The 20,099-nt window shown below is 70.6% G+C and carries 18 protein-coding genes and 2 tRNA genes; 4 read left to right on the top strand and 16 right to left on the bottom strand.

Going from position 1 to position 20,099, the window contains the following annotated elements; translation table 11 throughout:
* Positions 1 to 56 precede the first annotated feature (56 nt).
* The 8 genes from mreD to ACQZOG_RS05695 all read right to left on the bottom strand — a co-directional run bounded on the left by mreD (position 57) and on the right by ACQZOG_RS05695 (position 9,535).
* Positions 57 to 725, bottom strand: coding sequence for a rod shape-determining protein MreD (gene mreD / locus ACQZOG_RS05730; protein ID WP_033276878.1), 669 nt, complete (start codon positions 723 to 725; stop codon positions 57 to 59).
* A 13-nt stretch (positions 726 to 738) separates the two neighbouring features.
* Positions 739 to 1,680: a rod shape-determining protein MreC gene (mreC, locus tag ACQZOG_RS05725; RefSeq protein ID WP_193455223.1), complete on the bottom strand. Its 942-nt coding sequence runs from the start codon at positions 1,678 to 1,680 to the stop codon at positions 739 to 741.
* 167 nt (positions 1,681 to 1,847) lie between these two features.
* Positions 1,848 to 2,867: a rod shape-determining protein gene (locus ACQZOG_RS05720; protein ID WP_033276876.1), complete on the bottom strand. Its 1,020-nt coding sequence runs from the start codon at positions 2,865 to 2,867 to the stop codon at positions 1,848 to 1,850.
* A 437-nt stretch (positions 2,868 to 3,304) separates the two neighbouring features.
* Positions 3,305 to 3,718: a nucleoside-diphosphate kinase gene (gene ndk, locus ACQZOG_RS05715; RefSeq protein ID WP_033276875.1), complete on the bottom strand. Its 414-nt coding sequence runs from the start codon at positions 3,716 to 3,718 to the stop codon at positions 3,305 to 3,307.
* A 64-nt stretch (positions 3,719 to 3,782) separates the two neighbouring features.
* A complete protein-coding gene (locus ACQZOG_RS05710) occupies positions 3,783 to 4,133 on the bottom strand; it encodes a DUF4233 domain-containing protein (protein ID WP_058916128.1) in 351 nt (116 codons plus the stop codon).
* Between the two features lie 6 nt (positions 4,134 to 4,139).
* Positions 4,140 to 5,660: a bifunctional tetrahydrofolate synthase/dihydrofolate synthase gene (folC, locus tag ACQZOG_RS05705; protein WP_033276873.1), complete on the bottom strand. Its 1,521-nt coding sequence runs from the start codon at positions 5,658 to 5,660 to the stop codon at positions 4,140 to 4,142.
* 54 nt (positions 5,661 to 5,714) lie between these two features.
* On the bottom strand, positions 5,715 to 6,767 hold the full coding sequence (locus ACQZOG_RS05700) for an acyltransferase (protein WP_203550854.1): 1,053 nt from the start codon (positions 6,765 to 6,767) through the stop codon (positions 5,715 to 5,717).
* A gap of 143 nt (positions 6,768 to 6,910) precedes the next feature.
* Positions 6,911 to 9,535, bottom strand: coding sequence for a valine--tRNA ligase (locus ACQZOG_RS05695; protein WP_193468148.1), 2,625 nt, complete (start codon positions 9,533 to 9,535; stop codon positions 6,911 to 6,913).
* 136 nt (positions 9,536 to 9,671) lie between these two features.
* Between ACQZOG_RS05695 and ACQZOG_RS05690 the strand changes: the two genes are divergently transcribed.
* Positions 9,672 to 10,661, top strand: a complete 990-nt coding sequence (locus ACQZOG_RS05690) for a hypothetical protein (RefSeq protein ID WP_033276870.1) — start codon at positions 9,672 to 9,674, stop codon at positions 10,659 to 10,661.
* Positions 10,662 to 10,698: 37 nt separating this feature from the next.
* The gene (locus ACQZOG_RS05685) at positions 10,699 to 11,655 is read left to right on the top strand and encodes a hypothetical protein (protein ID WP_359519574.1); all 957 of its coding nucleotides are present in this window, start codon (positions 10,699 to 10,701) and stop codon (positions 11,653 to 11,655) included.
* Between the two features lie 68 nt (positions 11,656 to 11,723).
* On the opposite strand, the gene clpX is transcribed toward ACQZOG_RS05685, so the two are convergent.
* The 5 genes from clpX to ACQZOG_RS05660 form a co-directional block, all read right to left on the bottom strand.
* Positions 11,724 to 13,010 carry an ATP-dependent Clp protease ATP-binding subunit ClpX gene (clpX, locus tag ACQZOG_RS05680; protein WP_019527658.1) on the bottom strand — a complete coding sequence of 429 codons (1,287 nt, stop codon included), beginning with the start codon at positions 13,008 to 13,010 and terminating at the stop codon, positions 11,724 to 11,726.
* Positions 13,011 to 13,192: 182 nt separating this feature from the next.
* Positions 13,193 to 13,900: an ATP-dependent Clp protease proteolytic subunit gene (locus ACQZOG_RS05675; protein WP_033276868.1), complete on the bottom strand. Its 708-nt coding sequence runs from the start codon at positions 13,898 to 13,900 to the stop codon at positions 13,193 to 13,195.
* Between the two features lie 109 nt (positions 13,901 to 14,009).
* Complete coding sequence (locus ACQZOG_RS05670) at positions 14,010 to 14,615, bottom strand: ATP-dependent Clp protease proteolytic subunit (RefSeq protein WP_006133589.1); 606 nt, start codon at positions 14,613 to 14,615, stop codon at positions 14,010 to 14,012.
* A 405-nt stretch (positions 14,616 to 15,020) separates the two neighbouring features.
* Complete coding sequence (tig, locus tag ACQZOG_RS05665; RefSeq protein WP_033276866.1) at positions 15,021 to 16,406, bottom strand: trigger factor; 1,386 nt, start codon at positions 16,404 to 16,406, stop codon at positions 15,021 to 15,023.
* Between the two features lie 164 nt (positions 16,407 to 16,570).
* Positions 16,571 to 16,647, bottom strand: a tRNA-Pro gene (locus ACQZOG_RS05660).
* 164 nt (positions 16,648 to 16,811) lie between these two features.
* Here ACQZOG_RS05660 and ACQZOG_RS05655 point away from each other — a divergent pair.
* Positions 16,812 to 16,882, top strand: a tRNA-Gly gene (locus tag ACQZOG_RS05655).
* Between the two features lie 76 nt (positions 16,883 to 16,958).
* On the opposite strand, the gene ACQZOG_RS05650 is transcribed toward ACQZOG_RS05655, so the two are convergent.
* Both ACQZOG_RS05650 and ACQZOG_RS05645 read right to left on the bottom strand, forming a co-directional pair.
* Positions 16,959 to 17,480, bottom strand: a complete 522-nt coding sequence (locus tag ACQZOG_RS05650; protein ID WP_261675016.1) for a hypothetical protein — start codon at positions 17,478 to 17,480, stop codon at positions 16,959 to 16,961.
* 138 nt (positions 17,481 to 17,618) lie between these two features.
* Complete coding sequence (locus tag ACQZOG_RS05645) at positions 17,619 to 17,813, bottom strand: hypothetical protein (protein ID WP_024887528.1); 195 nt, start codon at positions 17,811 to 17,813, stop codon at positions 17,619 to 17,621.
* A 624-nt stretch (positions 17,814 to 18,437) separates the two neighbouring features.
* Between ACQZOG_RS05645 and ACQZOG_RS05640 the strand changes: the two genes are divergently transcribed.
* Positions 18,438 to 19,631, top strand: coding sequence for an acyltransferase family protein (locus ACQZOG_RS05640; protein WP_037639497.1), 1,194 nt, complete (start codon positions 18,438 to 18,440; stop codon positions 19,629 to 19,631).
* Here the strand turns inward: ACQZOG_RS05640 and ACQZOG_RS05635 are convergent.
* Positions 19,628 to 20,062 carry an HD domain-containing protein gene (locus tag ACQZOG_RS05635; RefSeq protein ID WP_033276864.1) on the bottom strand — a complete coding sequence of 145 codons (435 nt, stop codon included), beginning with the start codon at positions 20,060 to 20,062 and terminating at the stop codon, positions 19,628 to 19,630. The two genes, ACQZOG_RS05640 and ACQZOG_RS05635, sit on opposite strands and share 4 nt — an antisense overlap.
* Between the last annotated feature and the right edge of the window lie 37 nt (positions 20,063 to 20,099).

Genomic DNA, 20,099 nt, shown 5'->3' with positions numbered 1-20,099 from the left:
GGCCGGTGGACGCGCGTTCCAGCCGCGTTCACCCGTACCGGTGAAGTTTTTGGAGGTCACAGGCGCTTGACCCCCTTGATGCGTCCGGCGCGGGCCGAGCGGGCGCGGGCCGCCCTGACCCGCAGGCCGTTGCGCTGGCCGCCGATGCGCAGGCCGGTGCCGCCGGACAGCCAGCCCGAGGAGATGTCCCCGGACGTGCCGGAACTGGTCTCGGCGAGCGGGTCGTTCTCGGCGCGCCGTGCCAGGGCCATCACGCCCGGCACCACGAAGGGCGCGAGCAGCAGGTCGTACAGGGCGGCGGTGAACAGCAGGCTGCTGAGGCCGACATGACGGGCCGCGGTGTCCCCGACGAGGGCGCCGACGCCTGCGTAGAGCAGGGTGGAGCCGACGGCGGCGGCGACCACGACGAGCATCGGTCCGGCTGCCGTCTTCACCTGCCCGCTCTCGGGTTTGACGAGTCCGGCGAGGTAGCCGATGACGCACAGCACGAGGGCGTAGCGCCCGGCGGCGTGGTCGGCGGGCGGGGCGAGGTCGGCGAGGAGGCCGGCGGCGAAGCCGACGAGGGCGCCGCCGACGTGGCCGTAGACCAGGGCGAGTCCGAGGACGACGAGCAGCAGCAGGTCGGGCACGGCGCCGGGGAGGTGGAGGCGGGCGAGGACGCTCACCTGGAGGACGAGGGCGACGACGATCAGCGAGCTGGAGAGCAGGATCCGGTTGACGCGCATGGGGTGACAGCTCCTACTGCTCTTGCTGGTCGGGACCGCCGGCGGGCGCCGAGGGCGTGACGGTCACGGTCACGGTCGGCGTAGGGGTCGGCTTGGGCTTCGCGGGCAGCACCGTGTCGCGGGGGTCCTTCTTCGGCGACTGGACGACGACGCCGACCACGTCCAGCTTGCTGAAGTTGACGAACGGCGTGACGTACAGGGTGCGGGTCAGGTCGCCGCCGGAGGGGTCGACGCGGGAGACGACGCCGACGGGGACGCCCGGCACGAACGGCTTGTCGGCCTGCGAGCCGAAGGTGACCAGCCGGTCGCCCTTCTTGACCTCGGCCTTGCCGTTGAGCAGTTCGACGCGCAGCGGGCGGTCGCCCTGGCCGGAGGCGAAGCCGAGTTCGTCGCCGGCCTCCATGCGGGTGCCGACGGTGAAGTCGGGGTCGCTGGCGAGCAGCACGGTGGCGGTGCTCGGTCCGACGGTGGTGACGCGGCCGACCAGGCCGTCGCCGTTGAGGACGGTCATGTCGCGCCGGATGCCGTCGTCGGCGCCGGCGTCGATGGTGATGGTCCAGGAGAAGCCCTGGGCCGCTCCTATGGCGATGACCTGGGCGCCCTTGATGCCGTACTGGCCCTTGCCGGCGACGCCGAGCAGCTTGTCGAGCTGCTTGAGGCGGCTGCGGCTGCGGTCGTCACTGCCGAGTTCGGCCTTGAGCGCCGCGTTCTCCCGCTCCAGCTGGGCGAGCCGGTCGTGGCGGTCGCCGGACTCGCGGACGGCGGTGACGGCGTTGCCGATCGGGTCGACCGCGCCGGACACGCCGTTCTCGATCGGGCCGAAGACCGACGCCGCCGCCTGGCGGGCACCGTCGACCGGCGAGTCCTCCCCGCCGCGGATGTCCACCGTGATCAGCGCGAACGCGATGGCGATCAGCAGCACCAGGAGCAGCCGGCTCTCTTTCGTGTCCCTCACGTGCGGCGGCCGTGCCTTCCTCGTCGAGAACGGGTAAGAGGTGGTTTCTGTTCAGGTGTCAGGTCGCGCGAGGGGTCTTCGGGGCCTTGCCGCCCGGACCGCCCCTCGACACCAGCGCTCCGCCGCACGGGACGGAAGGTCCCGTGCGGCGGAGTCGTGGCGGTGTGTCATCGGCGGGGAGCGGCGTCCAGGACTTGCTGCAGCGCCTCGAACTCCTCGACGCACTTGCCGGAGCCGAGCGCCACGCTGTCCAGCGGGTCCTCGGCGATGTGGATCGGCATGCCGGTCTCCCGGCGCAGCCGCTCGTCGAGGCCGCGCAGCAGGGCGCCGCCGCCGGTCAGCACGATGCCGCGGTCCATGATGTCGCCGGACAGCTCGGGCGGGCACTTGTCGAGGGTCGTCTTGACCGCGTCCACGATCGCGTTGACCGGTTCCTCGATGGCCTTGCGCACCTCGGCGGCGGAGACCACCACGGTCTTCGGCAGTCCGGAGACGAGGTCCCGGCCGCGGATTTCGGTGTGCTCGTCGGAGTCGAGGTCGTACGCCGAACCGATCGTGATCTTGATCTGTTCCGCCGTCCGCTCACCCAGCAGGAGCGAGTACTCCTTCTTGATGTGCTGGATGATGGCGTTGTCCAGCTCGTCGCCCGCGACGCGGATGGACTGGGCGGTGACGATGCCGCCGAGGGAGATGACCGCGACCTCCGTCGTGCCGCCGCCGATGTCCACCACCATGTTGCCGGTGGCCTCGTGGACCGGCAGTCCCGAGCCGATGGCGGCCGCCATGGGCTCCTCGATGATGTGCACCTGGCGGGCGCCGGCCTGCGACGACGCCTCGATGACGGCGCGGCGCTCGACGCCCGTGATGCCGGAGGGCACGCAGACGACGACCCGCGGACGAGCCAGATACCGCCGCTTGTGGATCTTCAGGATGAAGTAGCGGAGCATCCGCTCGGTGATCTCGAAGTCGGCGATGACGCCGTCCTTCAGCGGGCGCACGGCGACGATGTTGCCCGGCGTGCGTCCGATCATCTTCTTCGCTTCGGCACCGACCGCGAGGATGCCACCGGTGTTGGTGTTGATCGCGACGACGGACGGCTCGTTGAGTACGATTCCGCGACCCCTGACGTACACCAGCGTGTTGGCGGTCCCGAGGTCGACAGCCATGTCACGGCCGATGAACGACATTGAGTTCCCCATCAGGATTCGTCTGGCCTTCCCACGAGCTTTTGAGGGCTTTTCAGGTCGGCGAGGTGGGTGCGGTGACGCGATGGCGTCCATGGTAGACGTGCCTTCGCGCACACTGTGCGAGGGTCTTCGCCATTGTCATCAGATGGCGCGTCGCCCTGCCTTTGGAGACGGGCCAACGGGGGCATCCGTTCCCCCGAACGCCGTGCATATGCCAGAAAAGACCCGAGGGCAAAGCTCTCAGACCATGCGAGGTACGACAAATAACCGGGCCGCGCCCGCGACGTGATCGTTATGCGCGGATTTCGTCGCGGTGGCACGCCCGCGCGCGGCGAATCCCCGGTGTGTCCGCGCGGCCGCACCGGGTCACCGCCAGGGACCGCCCGGAGGGACAGGCGCGCCGGTCACGGCCGCGACCGGCGCGCGTCGGGGGACGCTCAGGCGCGGCCCGGGAAGAAGATCTTGATCTCGCGCGCGGAGGACTCCTCCGAGTCGGACGCGTGGATCAGGTTCTCGCGGACGATGACGCCGAAGTCACCGCGGATGGAGCCCGGGGCGGCGGCGATCGGGTCGGTCGGGCCGGCCAGCCGGCGCAGCCCCTCGATGACCCGCTCACCCTCGACGATCATCGCGACGACCGGACCGGACGCCATGAACTCCACCAGCGGCTCGTAGAAGGGCTTGCCCTTGTGCTCGCCGTAGTGCTGCTCCAGCGTGTCCTGGTCCAGCGTGCGCAGCTCCAGCGCGGTGATCACCCAGCCGGCCTTGCGCTCGATGCGGCTGATGATCTCGCCGGTCAGGCCACGACGGACGGCGTCGGGCTTGAGGAGGACGAGGGTGCGCTGGCTCACTGCGGGCTCCTTGCGGGTCAAATGGTGCGGGGCACCGAGATTACCGGGCGTGTCGGACGGCCCGTCACGCAGTGTCGGGCTGCTGCGCCTGCGCGGCGAAACGGGCCTTCGCCTCGTCCACCTTTCGCCCGAAGTGCACCGAAGCCCACCACAGCAGCGCGAACACCGCGCCCAGGAAGAACATCATCGGGACGAACACGCCGGAGGCGATGAGCGCGATCTGCAGCGCCCAGCCGAGGGCGACGCCGCCCGGCCGGCCGACCATCCCGCACAGCGCGACGGACAGGAACATCGCGACGCCGCAGACCGTCCACACCGTGCCGGTCGACAGGTCGGGCTGCTTCATGGCGACGAGACCGGCGAACCCGATGACGAAGAACTCACCGATCAGCGTCGAAGAACAGAGCGTACGCACGGGATGTCAGCCCTTCCCCAGGAGCAGCCGGGCCTCGCCGACCGTGATGACGGAACCGGTGACGAGCACACCGCCCCCGGCGAACTCGCCCTCCTCCTCGGCCAGCGTGATCGCGGCCTCCAGGGCGTCCGGCAGCCGCGGCTCGACCTGCACGCGCTCCTCCCCGAACACCTCGACCGCGATGGCGGCGAGGGCGTCCGCGTCCATCGCGCGGTGGCTGGAGTTCTGGGTGACGACGACCTCGGCGAAGACCGGCTCGAACGCCTCCAGCAGTTCGCGCACGTTCTTGTCGCCGCTCGCGCCGACCACGCCGACGAGGTTGCTGAACTGGAAGGCCTCGCCGATCGCGGCGGCCGCGGCGCGCGCGCCCGCCGGGTTGTGCGCGGCGTCCAGCACGACGGTCGGCGAACGGCGCACGACCTCCATCCGCCCCGGCGAGGCGACGGAGGCGAAGGCGCGGCGCACCGTGTCGATGTCGAGCGGCTCGGCACGCTGGGCGCCGACGCCGAAGAACGCCTCGACGGCCGCGAGGGCGACCGCGGCGTTGTGCGCCTGGTGGGCGCCGTGCAGCGGCAGGAACACCTCGGTGTACTCGCCGCCCAGCCCGCGCAGCGTCATCAGCTGGCCGCCGACGGCGACCTGCCGGTCCAGGACGCCGAACTCCAGGCCCTCGCGGGCCACGGTGGCGTCCAGTTCGACGGCCTTCTTCAGCAGCACCTGCGCCGCGTCCACCGGCTGCTGCGCCATGACGACCGTCGCCTGCGGCTTGATCACGCCGGCCTTCTCACCGGCGATCTCGCCGGGCGAGCCGCCGAGCCGGTCGGTGTGGTCCAGGTCGATCGGCGTCACCACGGCGACCCCGGCGTCGATGACGTTCGTCGCGTCCCAGGTGCCGCCCATGCCGACCTCGACGACGGCCACGTCCACGGGCGCGTCGGCGAAGGCCGCGTACGCCATGCCGGTCAGCACCTCGAAGAAGGACAGCCGGTACTCCTGCGCGGCGTCGACCATCTCCACGTACGGCTTGACGTCCTGGTACGTCTCGACGAACCGCTCGGCGGAGACGGGCGCCCCGTCGAGGCTGATCCGCTCGGTGACCGACTGGACGTGCGGGGAGGTGTAGCGGCCGGTGCGCAGGTCGAAGGCGCCGAGCAGCGCCTCGATCATGCGGGCGGTGGAGGTCTTGCCGTTGGTGCCGGTGATGTGGATCGAGGGGTACGAGCGCTGCGGCTCGCCCAGGACGTCCATCAGGGCGGCGATGCGGTCCACCGACGGCTCGAGCTTGGTCTCGCCCCAGCGGGTGGCGAGCTCCGCCTCCACCTCGCGCAGGGCCTTGTCGACCTCGGGGTCGGCGGGGCGCGCCGGGACGTCCGCCTGCGGCGGGCCGCCCTGGGCGCGCAGCGTACGGCTGCCGGCCTCGATCACCGCGAGGTCGGGGTCGCGGCGGGTCTCCTCCTCCACGAGCTCCTCGAACTCGTCGAAGGCGTCGTCGGGGTCGGGACCTGCTGAATCTGGGCGCTCGCTCACGGTCCCCAGTCTACGGAGCGGCGCGGGTGGTCCCCCGCACACCCCGGCGCGGCGTCAGCCGAGCCACTTCCGCCACGCCGGCCGCCCCCACAGCAGGCTCACGGCGAAGGACAGCGCGGCCGCCGCCACCGCGGTCACGGCCAGCGCGGCCGGCGCCCAGGGCCCGTCCGGCAGCCGCCCGGCGACCGGCGCCACCAGCAGCCGTACCCACAGCAGATGGACCAGGTACGTCCCGAACGACGCGTCCGACAGCCGCGCCACCAGGGGCCGCACCCGCTCCGGCACCCGCACCCCGGCCACCGTGCCGATCACCGCGAAGGTCAGGGCGGCCACGGCCACGCTCCCGTACGCGGCGGGATGGCGCACCGTGAGCTGGTACACGGCGAGGGCGGCGAAAGCCACGGCCGCGCCCGCGGCCCACAGCGCCCTCGGACCGAGGCGCGGGGCGGCGAGCAGGGCGGCGCCCGCCACCGCGTACACCACCGTGGACAGCGGCACCGACCAGCCCCAGCCGGGCAGGGTCCAGCCCGTGATCTCCCGTACGTCCCCGGCGAGCGCGGGCGCGACCGCGAGGGCGACGAGCAGCGCCAGTGACCTGCGGGGCAGGGTGCGCCGCCGCACCACCAGCACCAGGACGCCGAGCAGCAGGAGCAGGGGGACGTAGGCGTACAGGTACCAGAGGTGGAAGGCCGCCTCGACGGAGCCGAGGAGCGCCCGCGCCGCCTCCTCGCCCGTGTCCGCGCCGGATGCGCCGGTGAGGTACGCGCAGAGCAGGTACAGGGCGGTCCACACGGCCATCGGGCGCAGGATCCGGCCGAGCCGGGACAGCAGGCGGCTCTGGTCGTCCACGGGCGCGCCGGACAGCGCGGCCCAGCCGGCCATGGCGAAGAACACCGGGACCGCGAACCGCCCGGCCGTGTCGCCGAGGACGCCGGTGGTGCGGTGGCCCGCGTCGATGAACGCGGCGGAGGCGTGCACCAGGACCACGGCGGCGGTGCACAGCACGCGCAGCAGGTCGACGTCGTGGCGCCGCTCCCGGCCGGGGGTGCGGTCCGGGGTGTCCCGGGCGGCGGACGGCACAGCGGCGGGGGACGCGGGAGAGGGCATCGGCGGGAAGCTCCTGGCGGCGGGGTCCTGCGGCGGGCGGCTCCGCAGATTCCCTCGTCCGGGTTACGAGGTCCCCACCACGACGTGAACGGCCCCCGGCCGGTGCGTACCGGTCGGGGGCCGTGCGGGCCGCGGGCCTGCGGTCAGGCCTGCGGCAGCCGCTCGAGCTGGGTGCGGATGCGGACGATGTCCTCCTCCGCCTTGGCGAGCCGCGTGCGGATCTTGTCGACCACGTGGTCCGGGGCCTTCGCCAGGAACGCCTCGTTGCCGAGCTTCGCCGTCGCCTGCGTCTTCTCCTTCTCGGCGGCGGCGAGGTCCTTGGCGAGCCGCTTGCGCTCGGCGGCGACGTCGATCACGCCGGACAGGTCCAGCGCGACCTCGACACCGGCGACGGGCAGGGTCGCCGTGGCCGTGAAGGCGTCGCCCTCGGGCTGGAGGCGCAGCAGCTGGCGGATGGCCGGCTCGTGCGCGGCGAGGGCGGTGCCGTCCAGCGTCAGCCGGGCCGGAACCCGCTGGCCGGGCTGGAGGCCCTGGTCGGCGCGGAACCGGCGGACCTCGGTGATCACCGACTGGAGCGTCCCGATCTCCCGCTCGGCGGCCTCGTCGCGGAAACCGCTGTCGGCCGGCCAGTCGGCGATGACGACGGACTCGCCGCCGGTCAGCGTCGTCCACAGGGTCTCGGTGACGAACGGGACCACCGGGTGCAGCAGCCGCAGCGTGACGTCCAGGACCTCTCCGAGGACCCGCTTGCTGACCTCGGCCGCCTCGCCGCCCGCCTGGAACGTCGTCTTGGACAGCTCGACGTACCAGTCGAAGACCTCGTCCCAGGCGAAGTGGAACAGCGCGTCCGACAGCTTGGCGAACTGGTAGTCGTCGTAGTACGCGTCGACCTCGGCGACGACCGAGTTCAGCCGGGACAGGATCCAGCGGTCGGTGGGCGACATTTTCGACGCGTCCGGCAGCGGGCCCTCGACCGTGGCGCCGTTCATCAGCGCGAAGCGCGTGGCGTTCCAGATCTTGTTGGCGAAGTTGCGCGAGCCCTGGACCCAGTCCTCGCCGATGGGCACGTCGACGCCCGGGTTGGCGCCGCGCGCCAGGGTGAAGCGGAGGGCGTCGGAGCCGTACTTGTCCATCCAGTCCAGCGGGTTGACCACGTTCCCGAAGGACTTGGACATCTTCTTGCCGTTCTGGTCACGGACCATGCCGTGCAGGGCGATGGTGTGGAACGGCGGGGTGCCGTCCATCGCGTAGAGGCCGAACATCATCATCCGGGCGACCCAGAAGAAGAGGATGTCGTAGCCGGTGAGCAGGACGGAGTTCGGGTAGAACTTCGCGAGCGACTCGGTCTGCTCGGGCCAGCCCAGCGTGGAGAACGGCCAAAGGCCCGAGGAGAACCAGGTGTCGAGGACGTCGGAGTCCTGGCGCCAGCCCTCGCCGCTCGGCGGCTCCTCGTCCGGTCCGACGCAGACGACCTCGCCGTCCGGCCCGTACCAGACGGGGATGCGGTGGCCCCACCACAACTGCCGCGAGATGCACCAGTCGTGCAGGTTGTCGACCCAGTCGAAGTAGCGCTTCTCCATCTCCTGCGGGTGGATCTTGACGCGGCCGTCGCGGACCGCGTCACCGGCGGCCTTGGCGAGCGGGCCGACCTTGACCCACCACTGCATGGACAGCCGCGGCTCGATGGTGGTGCTGCACCGCGAGCAGTGGCCGACGGAGTGGACGTAGGGGCGCTTCTCGGCGACGATCCGGCCCTCGGCGCGCAGCGCGGCGACGATGGCGGAGCGGGCCTCGAGGCGGTCCAGGCCCTGGAAGGGACCGTGCGCGGTGATGACGGCGTGCTCGTCCATCACGGCGATGGACGGCAGGTCGTGGCGCTGGCCGATCTCGAAGTCGTTCGGGTCGTGGGCCGGGGTCACCTTGACGGCGCCGGTGCCGAACTCCGGGTCGACGTGCTCGTCGGCGACGACCGGGATGGAGCGGTCCGTCAGCGGCAGCTTGATCAGCTTGCCGACGAGGTGCTTGTAGCGCTCGTCCTCGGGGTGGACGGCGACGGCCGTGTCACCGAGCATCGTCTCCGCGCGGGTCGTGGCGACGACGATCGTCTCGTCGCCCTCTCCGTACTTCATGGAGACGAGCTCGCCGTCGTCGTCCTGGTAGTTGACCTCGATGTCGGAGATCGCGGTCAGACAGCGCGGGCACCAGTTGATGATGCGCTCGGCGCGGTAGATCAGCTCGTCGTCGTAAAGCCGCTTGAAGATGGTCTGGACGGCCTTGGACAGGCCTTCGTCCATGGTGAAGCGCTCACGCGTCCAGGCGACGCCGTCGCCGAGGCGGCGCATCTGGCCGCTGATCTGGCCGCCGGACTCGCCCTTCCACTTCCAGACGCGCTCGACGAACGCCTCGCGGCCCAGGTCGTGGCGGGACTTGCCCTCCTTGGCGAGCTCCCGCTCGACCACGTTCTGCGTGGCGATGCCGGCGTGGTCCATGCCGGGCTGCCACAGCGTCTCGTACCCCTGCATGCGCTTGCGGCGGGTCAGGGCGTCGATCAGCGTGTGCTCGAAGGCATGGCCCAGGTGCAGGCTGCCGGTGACGTTCGGCGGGGGGATGACGATGGTGTACGGAGGCTTGTCGCTCTTCGCGTCCGCCTCGAAGTAACCCCGCTCCACCCAGCGCTCGTACAGCGGCCCCTCTACGTCGGCCGGCGCGTACTGGGTCGGCAGTTCGGTCGTGGGCGCTGGTGGCTGCTGCTGAGCGTTGTCGGTCACGCGCCCAGTTTAGAGGCGTCACGGGGGTGTCCCGAAACGCGTTTCGTTTGTAACGGTGCGCCCCCCGCCGGACTGGAGCCGTCGACTCTGAGCCAGGATGTGTGGACCACGTAAGCGTCTGGAGGGGAACCCAGTCATGAGTTACAACGAGCCGGGCCCGTACGGCGGGCAGCCCCAGCAGCCCGGCCCGTACGGCCGGCAGCCGGGACCGTACGGCCAGCAGCCGCAGGCCCCGCAGCCCGGCTACGGCTACCCGCAGCAGACGCCCCCGCCGGCCCAGCCCGGCTACGGCTACCCGCAGCAGCCCGGCCAGACCGGACACCCGGGCGTCCCGCCCCAGCAGCCGCCCTACGGCCAGCAGCCCCAGTACGGCATGCCGCCCCAGCCCCCCGCCTCCGGCGGCGGTGGCGGCGGCAAGGTGGCCGCGATCGTCGTGGGCGCCGTCGCGGTCGTCACGGCCATCGGCGTCGGCGCGTACCTCCTGCTCGGCGGCGACAGCGGCAGCACCGCGGCGGGCCTGACGGACGACGGCCCGCACAAGCTGACCGTGCCGAAGACCGTGCTGGGCGAGTACCAGCGGTTCGGCGACGGCTCCGAGGAGAGTGGCGCGGAGAACGCGAAGGACATGGAGAGGAGCGGGGTCAAGAACGGCACCGCCATCCTCGGCCAGTGGTCCACCGCCGACTTCGGGAACTACGACCCGGCCGACCCGAGCACCGCGGGCGACTTCCCCGACCAGTCGGAACTCCTGACGGCCAAGGGCATCACCATGGTGGGCGGTTACGGCGAGATCTCCGACCCGCAGAAGACGCTGGACACGTTCTTCTCCAACATCCAGGACAAGGTGGAGAAGAGCGCCGGGCAGAACACCGGGGGCATGGACAACGCGGAGCTCGTCGGCGAGCCCGAGGAGGTCGAGATCGCCGGTACGGTGGCCAAGTGCCAGTCGACGAAGAGCACCAACGCGCTCACCAAGAAGGAGTCGACGGACTGGTTCTGCGCCTGGGCCGACCACAGCACGGTCGGCATGGTCTCGCCCGGCGACAACGCCGGCACGGGGGTCGGCAAGGACACGGCGGTCGACCTCACCACCAAGCTCCGCGAGCAGATCCGCGTCACCGCCTGACGGCACCGCAGCAGCGAACACGAGGGGGAACCCAGTCATGAGCTTCAACCAGCCGGGCCCGTACGGCGGGCAGCCCCAGCAGCCCGGACCGTACGGCCAGCAGCCGGGACCGTACGGCCAGCAGCCGCCGACCCCGCCCCAGCCGCAGCCCGGCTACGGGTACCCCCAGCAGACGCCCCCGCCCGGCCAGCCCGGCTACGGCTACCCGCAGCAGCCCGGCCAGCCGGGACACCCGGGTGTCCCGCCGCAGCAGCCGCCCTACGGCCAGCAGCCGCAGTACGGCATGCCGCCCCAGCCCCCGGCGTCCGGCGGTGGCGGCGGCAAGAAGGCCGGGATCATCGTCGGCGCGGTCGCGGTCGTCGCGGCCATCGGCGTGGGCGCCTACTTCCTGATCGGCGGCGGCGGGAGCGCGGGCGGCCTGGAGGACGACGGCCCGCACAAGCTCACCGCGCCCGCTACCGTCCTCTCGGACACGTACGACCGTCAGGGCCCGGCCCAGGAGGAGTCGGCCAGCTCCAGCGACGAGAAGGACCTGGCGAAGGCCGGGGTCAGCGACGCCACCTCGGTCGGCGCCGTCTACTCCACCACCGACCTCACGAAGCTGGACCCCGAGGACCCGGAGGACCTGGCGAAGCTGCAGACCGCGGAGAACATCACGTACTTCGGCGTCTACGGCAAGGTCGAGGACCCGGAGAAGGCCCTCGACGTGATGTTCACGCAGATGCACAAGAACACCGACGACGAGAAGGTCAAGCTGGTCGGCGAGCCCAGGTCGGTGTCACCCGACGGGCTGGACGGCGCCCTGATGAAGTGCCAGGAGGCCGAGACCACGCACCCGGTCACCGAGAAGGAACAAACCACCTTCATGTGCGTGTGGGCCGACTACAGCACGCTCGCCGTGGTCGAGCCGACCGCCACCGGCAAGACGTACTCGCTCGACGAGTCCGCGAGCATGGCCGCCGACGTGCGCAAGGACGTGCGGGTCGCCAAGTAGGCGCCTCCGCACACACGGAAGGGGCGTCCGGCGCAGTGCGCCGGACGCCCCTTCCGTGTGCCGGGGGGTTACGCCGTCTTCTGCTCGCCCGAGCCGCGGCCGCGTGAGTCGCGCGGGATGAGCGTCGGGTTGACGTTGGAGAGGACCACGTCCGCGGTGATGACCACGCGGGCCACGTCCTTGCGGGACGGCACCTCGTACATCACGCCCTGGAGGACCTCCTCCATGATGGCGCGCAGGCCGCGGGCGCCGGTCTGGCGCAGGATCGCCTGGTCGGCGATGGCCTCCAGCGCCTCACGCTCGAAGTCCAGCTCCACCCCGTCGAGTTCGAACAGGCGCTGGTACTGCTTCACCAGGGCGTTACGCGGCTCGACCAGGATCTGCAGCAGGGCCTCGCGGTCGAGGTTGTGCACGCTGGTGATGACGGGGAGACGGCCGATGAACTCGGGGATCATGCCGAACTTGACCAGGTCCTCCGGCATGACCTCCTCGAACTGGTCCTTGGACTCCATCTCCCGCTTGGAGCGGATCGTCGCGCCGAAGCCGATGCCCTTGGCGCCCGCCCGGCCCTCGATGATCTTCTCCAGACCGGCGAAGGCGCCGCCCACGATGAACAGCACGTTCGTCGTGTCGATCTGGATGAACTCCTGGTGCGGGTGCTTGCGTCCACCCTGCGGCGGCACGGAGGCGGTGGTGCCCTCGAGGATCTTCAGCAGCGCCTGCTGCACGCCCTCGCCGCTCACGTCCCGCGTGATCGACGGGTTTTCGCTCTTCCGGGCGACCTTGTCGATCTCGTCGATGTAGATGATCCCGGTCTCCGCCTTCTTGACGTCGTAGTCGGCCGCCTGGATCAGCTTCAGCAGGATGTTCTCGACGTCCTCGCCGACGTAGCCGGCCTCGGTGAGCGCCGTGGCGTCGGCGATCGCGAACGGGACGTTCAGCATGCGGGCGAGGGTCTGCGCCAGCAGGGTCTTGCCGGAGCCCGTGGGGCCCAGCAGCAGGATGTTGGACTTCGCCAGCTCGATGGCGTCGTCACGGCCCTGGGCGCCGCCGTTCTCCCCGGCCTGGACGCGCTTGTAGTGGTTGTAGACCGCGACGGAGAGCGCCTTCTTGGCCGCCTCCTGGCCCACCACGTACCCCTCGAGGAACTCGTAGATCTCGCGGGGCTTGGGGAGCTCCTCCCACCGGACCTCGCTGGTCTCGGCGAGCTCCTCCTCGATGATCTCGTTGCAGAGGTCGATGCACTCGTCGCAGATGTACACACCGGGCCCTGCGATGAGCTTCTTGACCTGCTTCTGGCTCTTGCCGCAGAACGAGCACTTGAGCAGATCGCCGCCGTCACCGATGCGTGCCACGGTGTGCTTCCCCTTCGCCTGGGAGACGACCGGACGTCCATGTCCGGCGGCTCCTGGTGCTGCCTTATGTCGACGGTACCTTGCCTGGCCCCCCGTTCGGGCCCCCCTTGGCACGGTTCACTTTGACGTGGACCGTGCCAAACCGTGCCAAGGGGCGGCAGACGTTACACCCCAGCCGTGCCTCAGCGCAGGCTGGAGTTGTCCATCTTCCGGGTGGTGATGATCTGGTCGATCAGGCCGTACTCCAGCGCGTCCTCGGCCGTGAGGATCTTGTCGCGCTCGATGTCCTCGCGGATCTTCTCGATCGGACGGGTCGAGTGCTTGGCCAGCATGTCCTCCAGCTGCGTGCGCATGCGGAGGATCTCGTTGGCGGCGATCTCCAGGTCGGAGACCTGACCACGGCCGGTCTCGCTGTACGGCTGGTGGATCAGCACCCGGGCGTTCGGCAGCGCCATGCGCTTGCCGGGCGTGCCGGCGGCGAGCAGGACGGCGGCGGCGGAGGCCGCCTGGCCCATGCACACCGTCTGGATGTCCGGCTTCACGTACTGCATCGTGTCGTAGATCGCGGTGAGCGCGGTGAAGGAGCCGCCGGGGCTGTTGATGTAGACCGAGATGTCCCGGTCGGGGTCCATCGACTCCAGGCACAGCAGCTGCGCCATGACGTCGTTGGCGGAGGCGTCGTCGATCTGCACGCCGAGGAAGATCACACGCTCCTCGAAGAGCTTCGCGTACGGGTCGTACTCGCGGATGCCCTGGGAGGTGCGCTCGACGAAGCGCGGAATGACGTAACGGGACTCGGCCTGCGGACCGGTGTAGCGGCCCTGCGAGCCGGACATGTCCTGCACGGCCTGCATACGGTCGTAGATCCCGCTGCCGGGGAATGCGTTCACGGTGTCTCCTGAAAGGGGCTGAGGCGGTCGGCTGGGGCTGCTGGGGCCCCGGGCTCTGTCACGGGCCCGGGCGGGGTCCTACGGGGCTCGTGGAGCCTCGCAGCACCGCTCAGGCCCCGGTGCCGCCGCCGCCCGGCATGCCGGCGGCCGTGGCGATCACGTCGTCGATGAGGCCGTACTCCTTGGCCTCGAAGGCGTCGAACCAGCGGTCACGGTCCGAGTCACGGGTGATCTGCTCGACCGTCTGGCCCGTGTGCTGGGCGGTGAGCTCGGCCATGCGCCGCTTGGTGTGCAGCAGCCGCTCGGCGTGGATCTTGATGTCCGAGGCGGAGCCGGCGAGGCCTGCGGAGGGCTGGTGGATCAGGATCTCGGCGTTCGGCAGCGCGAAGCGCTTGCCGGGCGTGCCCGCGCTGAGCAGGAACTGCCCCATGGACGCCGCGAGACCCATGGCGATCGTCACCACGTCGTTCTTGATGTACTGCATGGTGTCGTAGATCGCCATGCCGGCCGTGATCGAACCGCCGGGGCTGTTGATGTAGAGGTAGATGTCCTTGTCGGGGTCCGAGGCAAGGAGCAGCAGCTGTGCGGTGATCTTGTTCGCGATGTCGTCGTCGACCGGCTGGCCGAGGAAGATGATCCGCTCGCCGAGCAGCCGGTTGTAGACCTGGTCGCCGAGGCCACCACCGATGGAAGGCTCGCCGGCGGCTGAAGGCATCAGATTCGTCACGTATCCACCTGCTCGTCTTACGACGGCGCCGGGCCGTCTCACGTGTTCCCTGCGGGGGCGGGAGCCGTATCGGAGACTCCACTGCCCTGGTATTCATGGACCCTAACGCGCGGGTCCCTTCGGGGAATCCCGGAGATGGGAGTGTTCGCCGGGGGCGTAGTCGGCGCGGGGCGGGCGTGGCCCCGCCGCGGGGCGTGCGGTCAGGTCGTGGGGCGGTGCGGTCACGTCGTGGGGCGGTCGGTCACGTCGTGGGGCGCGCCCCGGTGGCCGGCCGCGGGTGCGTCGTGGTCGCTCGCGCAGTTCCCCGCGCCCCTGAGGCTGTCCGGGCCCCTGGTGGCGAGAAGGCCCCGGGTTTCAACCCGGGGCCTTCTCGGTCGATCACCGTGCCGGGGCTCAGCCCTCGGTCTTCTCCTCGGCCTTCTCGTCGGCCGCGGCCTCGGAGGTCTCGGCCTCGGCGGCCTCGTCCTCGTCGTCCTCGAGGTCGACGGTCTCGCCGTTGGTGTCCTTGACCGTGGCCTTCTCGACCACGACGGCCAGCGCCTTGCCGCGGGCGACCTCGCCGACGAGCAGCGGGACCTGGCCCTGCTCGACGACGGCCTGCGCGAACTGGTCGGGGGACATGCCGGAGGAGGCCGCACGCCGCATGAGGTGCTCGGTGAGCTCCTCCTGGTTGACGTTGAGCTTCTCCTGCTTCACGAGCTCGTCGAGAACGAACTGGGTCTTGATGCCCTTGACCGCGGCCTCGCGGGTCTCGTTCTCGAACTCCTCCTCGGTCTTGCCCTGGATCTCCAGGTACTTCGCGAGGTCCAGGCCCATCTGGCCCAGCTGGTGGTGCTCGAGGTTGTGCTTACGGGTGTTGATCTCGTCCTCGAGCAGCTTCTCGGGGACGGGCACCTCGACCAGCTCGAGCAGCTTGTCCAGGACGCGCTCCTGGGCCTGCGTGGCCTGGTCGTACTGCTTCATGTTCTCGAGGCGCTTGCGGCTGTCCGCCTTCAGCTCCTCGAGGGTGTCGAACTCGGAGGCGAGCTGGGCGAAGTCGTCGTCCAGCTCGGGCAGCTCACGCTTGGCGACCTGGGTGACCTTGACGGTGACCTCGGCCTCCTTGCCGGCCGCCGAGCCGCCCTTCAGCTCGGAGGTGAAGGTGGCCTCGCCACCGGCCTCCAGGCCCTTCACGGCGTCGTCGATCCCGTCCAGCAGCTCGCCGGAGCCGATCGTGTAGGAGACGCCGCTGGCGACGCCGTCCTCGAGGACCTCTCCGTCGACCTTGGCCTCGAGGTCGATGGTGACCACGTCGCCGTCCTCGGCGGCCCGCTCGACCGGGGTCGTGGAGGCGAAGCGCTCACGGAGCTGCTCCACGGACTTCTCCACGTCCTCGTCGGTGACCTCGACGGCGTCGACCTCGACCTCGATGCCGGAGTAGTCCGGGATCTCGATGGCCGGGCGGATGTCGACCTCGGCGGTGAAGTTCAGCGTCTCGCCGTCCTTCAGCTCCGTGATGTCGACCTCGGGCTGGCCCAGGGGGCTCAGCTCCGCCTCGTTCACGGCGTCGGTGTAGAACTTCGGGAGGGCGTCGTTGACCGCCTCCTCCAGCACCGCACCGCGGCCGAAACGCTGGTCGATGACCCGGGCCGGGATCTTGCCCTTGCGGAAGCCCTTCACCGTGACCTGCTGGTTGATCTTCTTGTACGCCGCGTCGAGGCTGTCCTTGAGCTCCTCGAAGGGCACCTCGACAGTGAGCCGAACCCGGGTCGGGTTCAGGGTCTCCACGGCGCTCTTCACGGTTCGGTCTCCTTGTGGCTGACTTCTCGGGTTCTGCCGGGACCAGAGCGGTCCGGCCGATTCGCCGCCCGGAGGACTTTCAGAGACACACGGGCGTGCAGCTTGCATAGTAACGGCAGCGGCTGCGGCACCCAAAAGGCGATCACCATCGGTGAGCAGGTGGCTGGTCGGGGTGGCGGGATTTGAACCCACGGCCTTCCGCTCCCAAAGCGGACGCGCTACCAAGCTGCGCCACACCCCGTCTGGTGCGATCCGTAGGGTACATGCACGCGGGCGAAAGGTCCGCCGCCTTTACGGGCGCCGCGTCCGTACGGCGGCCTGCCGGACACGGGGTGTGCGACGAGGACGTACGACCCGCTACGATGCCTGTCAGTGCCGCGGTCACCGACGCGCGGCGCGCACCGTGCGGGCGTAGCTCAATGGTAGAGCCCCAGTCTTCCAAACTGGCTACGCGGGTTCGATTCCCGTCGCCCGCTCTGAACGGCCGAAGGCCCAGGTGAGAGGGTATGCAACCCGCTCCCTGGGCCTTCGTCGCACCTCGGACTGGAAGCCTCAGGAGGCCCCGTGCCGCCGGGCGAGGTCCCGCACCTCCTGTGCGTTCCGTCCCAGGAGCATCGTCCCGGCCTCGCGCCCGTCGTGGAAGACGCGCAGCCGCGGGCCCTCGGCGAGCAGGCGCAGCTCCGGCAGCGGGTGGCGCCACAGCAGGACGGCGCGCTCCCACATCTCCAGGTGGCGTGTGGTCAGCCGCAGTTCGTACTGCGGACCCTCATGGGCGTCCGGCGGGAGGTGCTCCCTGTACGGGGGCTGGACGGCGTAGACGCCGAGTGCCTTCTCCCCGGGTTCCAGGACCTCGTCGCGGAGACCGCGGAGGCGGCCGATCCGCGACCCGGCCCAGCCCGCCGGCGGTGCCACCAGTACGCCGGCCGCCGCGATGCCCCACCACGGCAGGCCGGCCTCGTACCCGAAGGCGGCCACGGCCGCGACCGCCGGTCCGGCCGTCACGGCCGCACCGGACAGCGCCGCGCGCCGCATCCGCCCTTTCCGCTCCACGTCCCGTGCCCCCTCCGCACTCACGTCCCGCGCCCCCTCCGTGATCGACGTCGCCTGCGGCGGCGGCCATAGGCGCGAGGGTCCGACGCGCCTCAGGGCCGGCCCCGGGGTGTCCGGGCCGGCCCTGAGGCGTGTCGGTGGGGACCCCTGCCGCGGGCGGGGTCAGAAGCTGATGGAGTTGATCATGTCGGCTATCGAGTCCAGGAAGCGCTGGATGTCGTCGGCCATGCCCGTCGAGGCGAGGAAGAAGCCGAAGAGGACGGCGACGATCGCCGGGCCGGCCTTGATGGAGCCACCTCTCAGCAGCACCACCAGGATGATCGCCAACAGCAGCACCACTGACAGTGAAATGGCCACAACTGATCACACCCTTGGTCGGTTCGGCTTCGCCGGCCCGGGCGACGCATCCCCGCGCACCCCGCCAGAACCATCGTGCCACCAACAGGCCCGCCCTAACCGGCGGCTGACACATCGTCCGCACCGCGGTCCCGCCGCCGCCACCGCCGCACCGGACACCAAGAAACAACACCTGTTTGTCGCACGGCAATTCGAGGGAACACCCGCACGGGGAATTGAGCGGCCCCATGGGCGCTTACAGGGGACTTACGAACTCCACCTTTTCCGTGCCCTCACACGGTGTTCGCAGGTGATTCGAATTACGCCCGTTCCACCCCGGCAAGGGGACATGTCACCGGAGTCGCCACCCGCCCCCATGACCGGAATCATCCCGAACAATCCTGACAAGAACGGCGTGCGAGAGCTGGAACACGGCATCTCTTCACTTGTGTTGCCCATCACGCCCACACCATGCGCGCATTGCCGAATCCGGGGTACTCGAACGCGATAACCAGGAATGACGTCGGGCGTTTTACGGATTCCCGAAGACGACGCTAGGGTGCCTGAGATGTTCCACGCTGCCTCGTCCCCCGCAAGCGCAGCGAGCTCCCCGATCGCCTCCCCGTTCCACCGCCGGGAGGGCCAGTGACGAACTCGCAGCGACCGTACGGCAACAGCAGGACGCCGCTCCCTCCGGTGCAGACGCCGGCGGACGGAGTGCCGACCCCGCGCACCAGGACCCCGGAGGGCGCCCGGCCCGCCCCGGGAGGCAGACAGCGCGACGCCTTCTTCGACAACGCCAAGTACCTGGCGATCGTGCTGGTGGCCGTCGGCCACGCCTGGGGGCAACTCCTGGACGAAGGGGCGGTCGAGACGGCCTACCGGGTCGTCTACACCTTCCACATGCCGGCGTTCATCCTCATCTCCGGCTACTTCTCGCGCAGCTTCGACCTGCGCCCCAAGCACGTCCAGCGGCTGATCACGGGAGTCGTCGTCCCCTACGTGGTCTTCGAGACCGCGTACTCCCTCTTCCAGCGCTACGGCAACGACGAGCCGGGGCACGGCATCACGCTGCTGGACCCCACGTACCACCTGTGGTTCCTGTGCGCGCTGTTCGTGTGGCGGATCACCACGCCGGTGTGGAAGACGATCAAGCATCCGCTGCCGGTGTCGCTGGTCCTCGCCGCGCTCGGCTCGGTGTCCCCGCAGATCGGCGACGACCTGGAGCTCCAGCGGGTACTGCAGTTCCTCCCCTTCTTCGTGCTGGGTCTGACGCTGCGTCCCGAGCACTTCCGGATGGTCAAGCGCCGCTCGGTGCGCCTGGCGTCCGTGCCGGTGTTCGTCGCGGCGGCGGTCACGGCCTGGGCGACGATGCCGTACATGAGGCTGGGCTGGTTGTACCACAGCGACGCCGCCCAGGAGTTGGGCACCGCCTGGTGGACCGGCCCGGTCACGGTGTGGGCCACGCTCGGCTGCTCGCTGGTGATGACCGTCTGCTTCCTCGCCTGGGTGCCGCGCCGCCGCATGTGGTTCACGTCCCTCGGCGCGGGCACCATCTACGGCTACCTGCTGCACGCCTTCCTGGTGCGCGCGGGCAACTACACGGACTTCTACGACCAGCCCGCGCTGCACGAGCCGCTCGGTGTGCTGGGGCTCACCGTCTTCGCGGCCGCCGCCGTGACGCTGCTGTGCACCCGGCCGGTGCAGCGGGCGCTGCGCTGCGTCGTGGAGCCGCGCATGGACTGGGCGTTCCGCCGGGACGCGGGCGAGGCGGCCCGGGTCCGTGAGCGGCCCCGGGTCGCCGAGGTGCGCACCCCGGGCGAGAAGGTCTCCGTCTAGGCCAGGCCGAGCAGGGCGCGCATCCGCGCGTACTTGGCGGTCAGCCGGGTGCGGGTGGCGTCGTCCAGGACGGCGAGGCGGGCCGGGTCGGCGTTGTGCGCCAGGTCCGCCTCCTTCACCAGCAGGGCGCCCGGGGTGGCGAGGATGCGGGCCGCGTACTCCTCGGGCGGCTCGCCGGACCGCTTGGTCACGGCGAGCACGATGTCCTTGGTGCGCCGGGTGAGCGCCGCCTCCTCCAGCCAGGCGTGGCTGAGCTTGTCGTCCTCCACGGCGTCGTGCAGCCAGGCCGCCGCGATCTGTTCGTCGTCGCCGCCCCGGAGCCGGACGCCCTCGGCGACCGCCTGAAGGTGCTCGGCGTAGGGGCGGCCCGCCTTGTCGGTCTGGCCGGTGTGCGCGGCGCGGGCGGTGGCCTCCACCTCGGCCAGGTCCATGATCGGTGTCCGGTTCACACGACCAGTGTGCCCGGCG

Origin of the sequence: Streptomyces sp. P13-3-3, assembly GCF_050571355.1 — a bacterium.
GTDB lineage: Bacteria > Actinomycetota > Actinomycetes > Streptomycetales > Streptomycetaceae > Streptomyces > Streptomyces althioticus.
This window is presented reverse-complemented; position numbering and strand designations above follow the sequence as displayed.

Bases quoted from the DNA above. Each gene is read 5' to 3' on its own strand.
- mreD (WP_033276878.1), bottom strand. From the start codon at position 725: ATGCGCGTCAACCGGATCCTGCTCTCCAGCTCGCTGATCGTCGTCGCC.
- ACQZOG_RS05720 (WP_033276876.1), bottom strand. From the start codon at position 2,867: ATGTCGTTCATCGGCCGTGACATGGCTGTCGACCTCGGGACCGCCAAC.
- ACQZOG_RS05700 (WP_203550854.1), bottom strand. From the start codon at position 6,767: ATGCCCTCTCCCGCGTCCCCCGCCGCTGTGCCGTCCGCCGCCCGGGAC.
- ACQZOG_RS05690 (WP_033276870.1), top strand. From the start codon at position 9,672: ATGAGTTACAACGAGCCGGGCCCGTACGGCGGGCAGCCCCAGCAGCCC.
- ACQZOG_RS05685 (WP_359519574.1), top strand. From the start codon at position 10,699: ATGAGCTTCAACCAGCCGGGCCCGTACGGCGGGCAGCCCCAGCAGCCC.
- ACQZOG_RS05670 (WP_006133589.1), bottom strand. From the start codon at position 14,615: ATGCCTTCAGCCGCCGGCGAGCCTTCCATCGGTGGTGGCCTCGGCGAC.
- ACQZOG_RS05635 (WP_033276864.1), bottom strand. From the start codon at position 20,062: ATGGACCTGGCCGAGGTGGAGGCCACCGCCCGCGCCGCGCACACCGGC.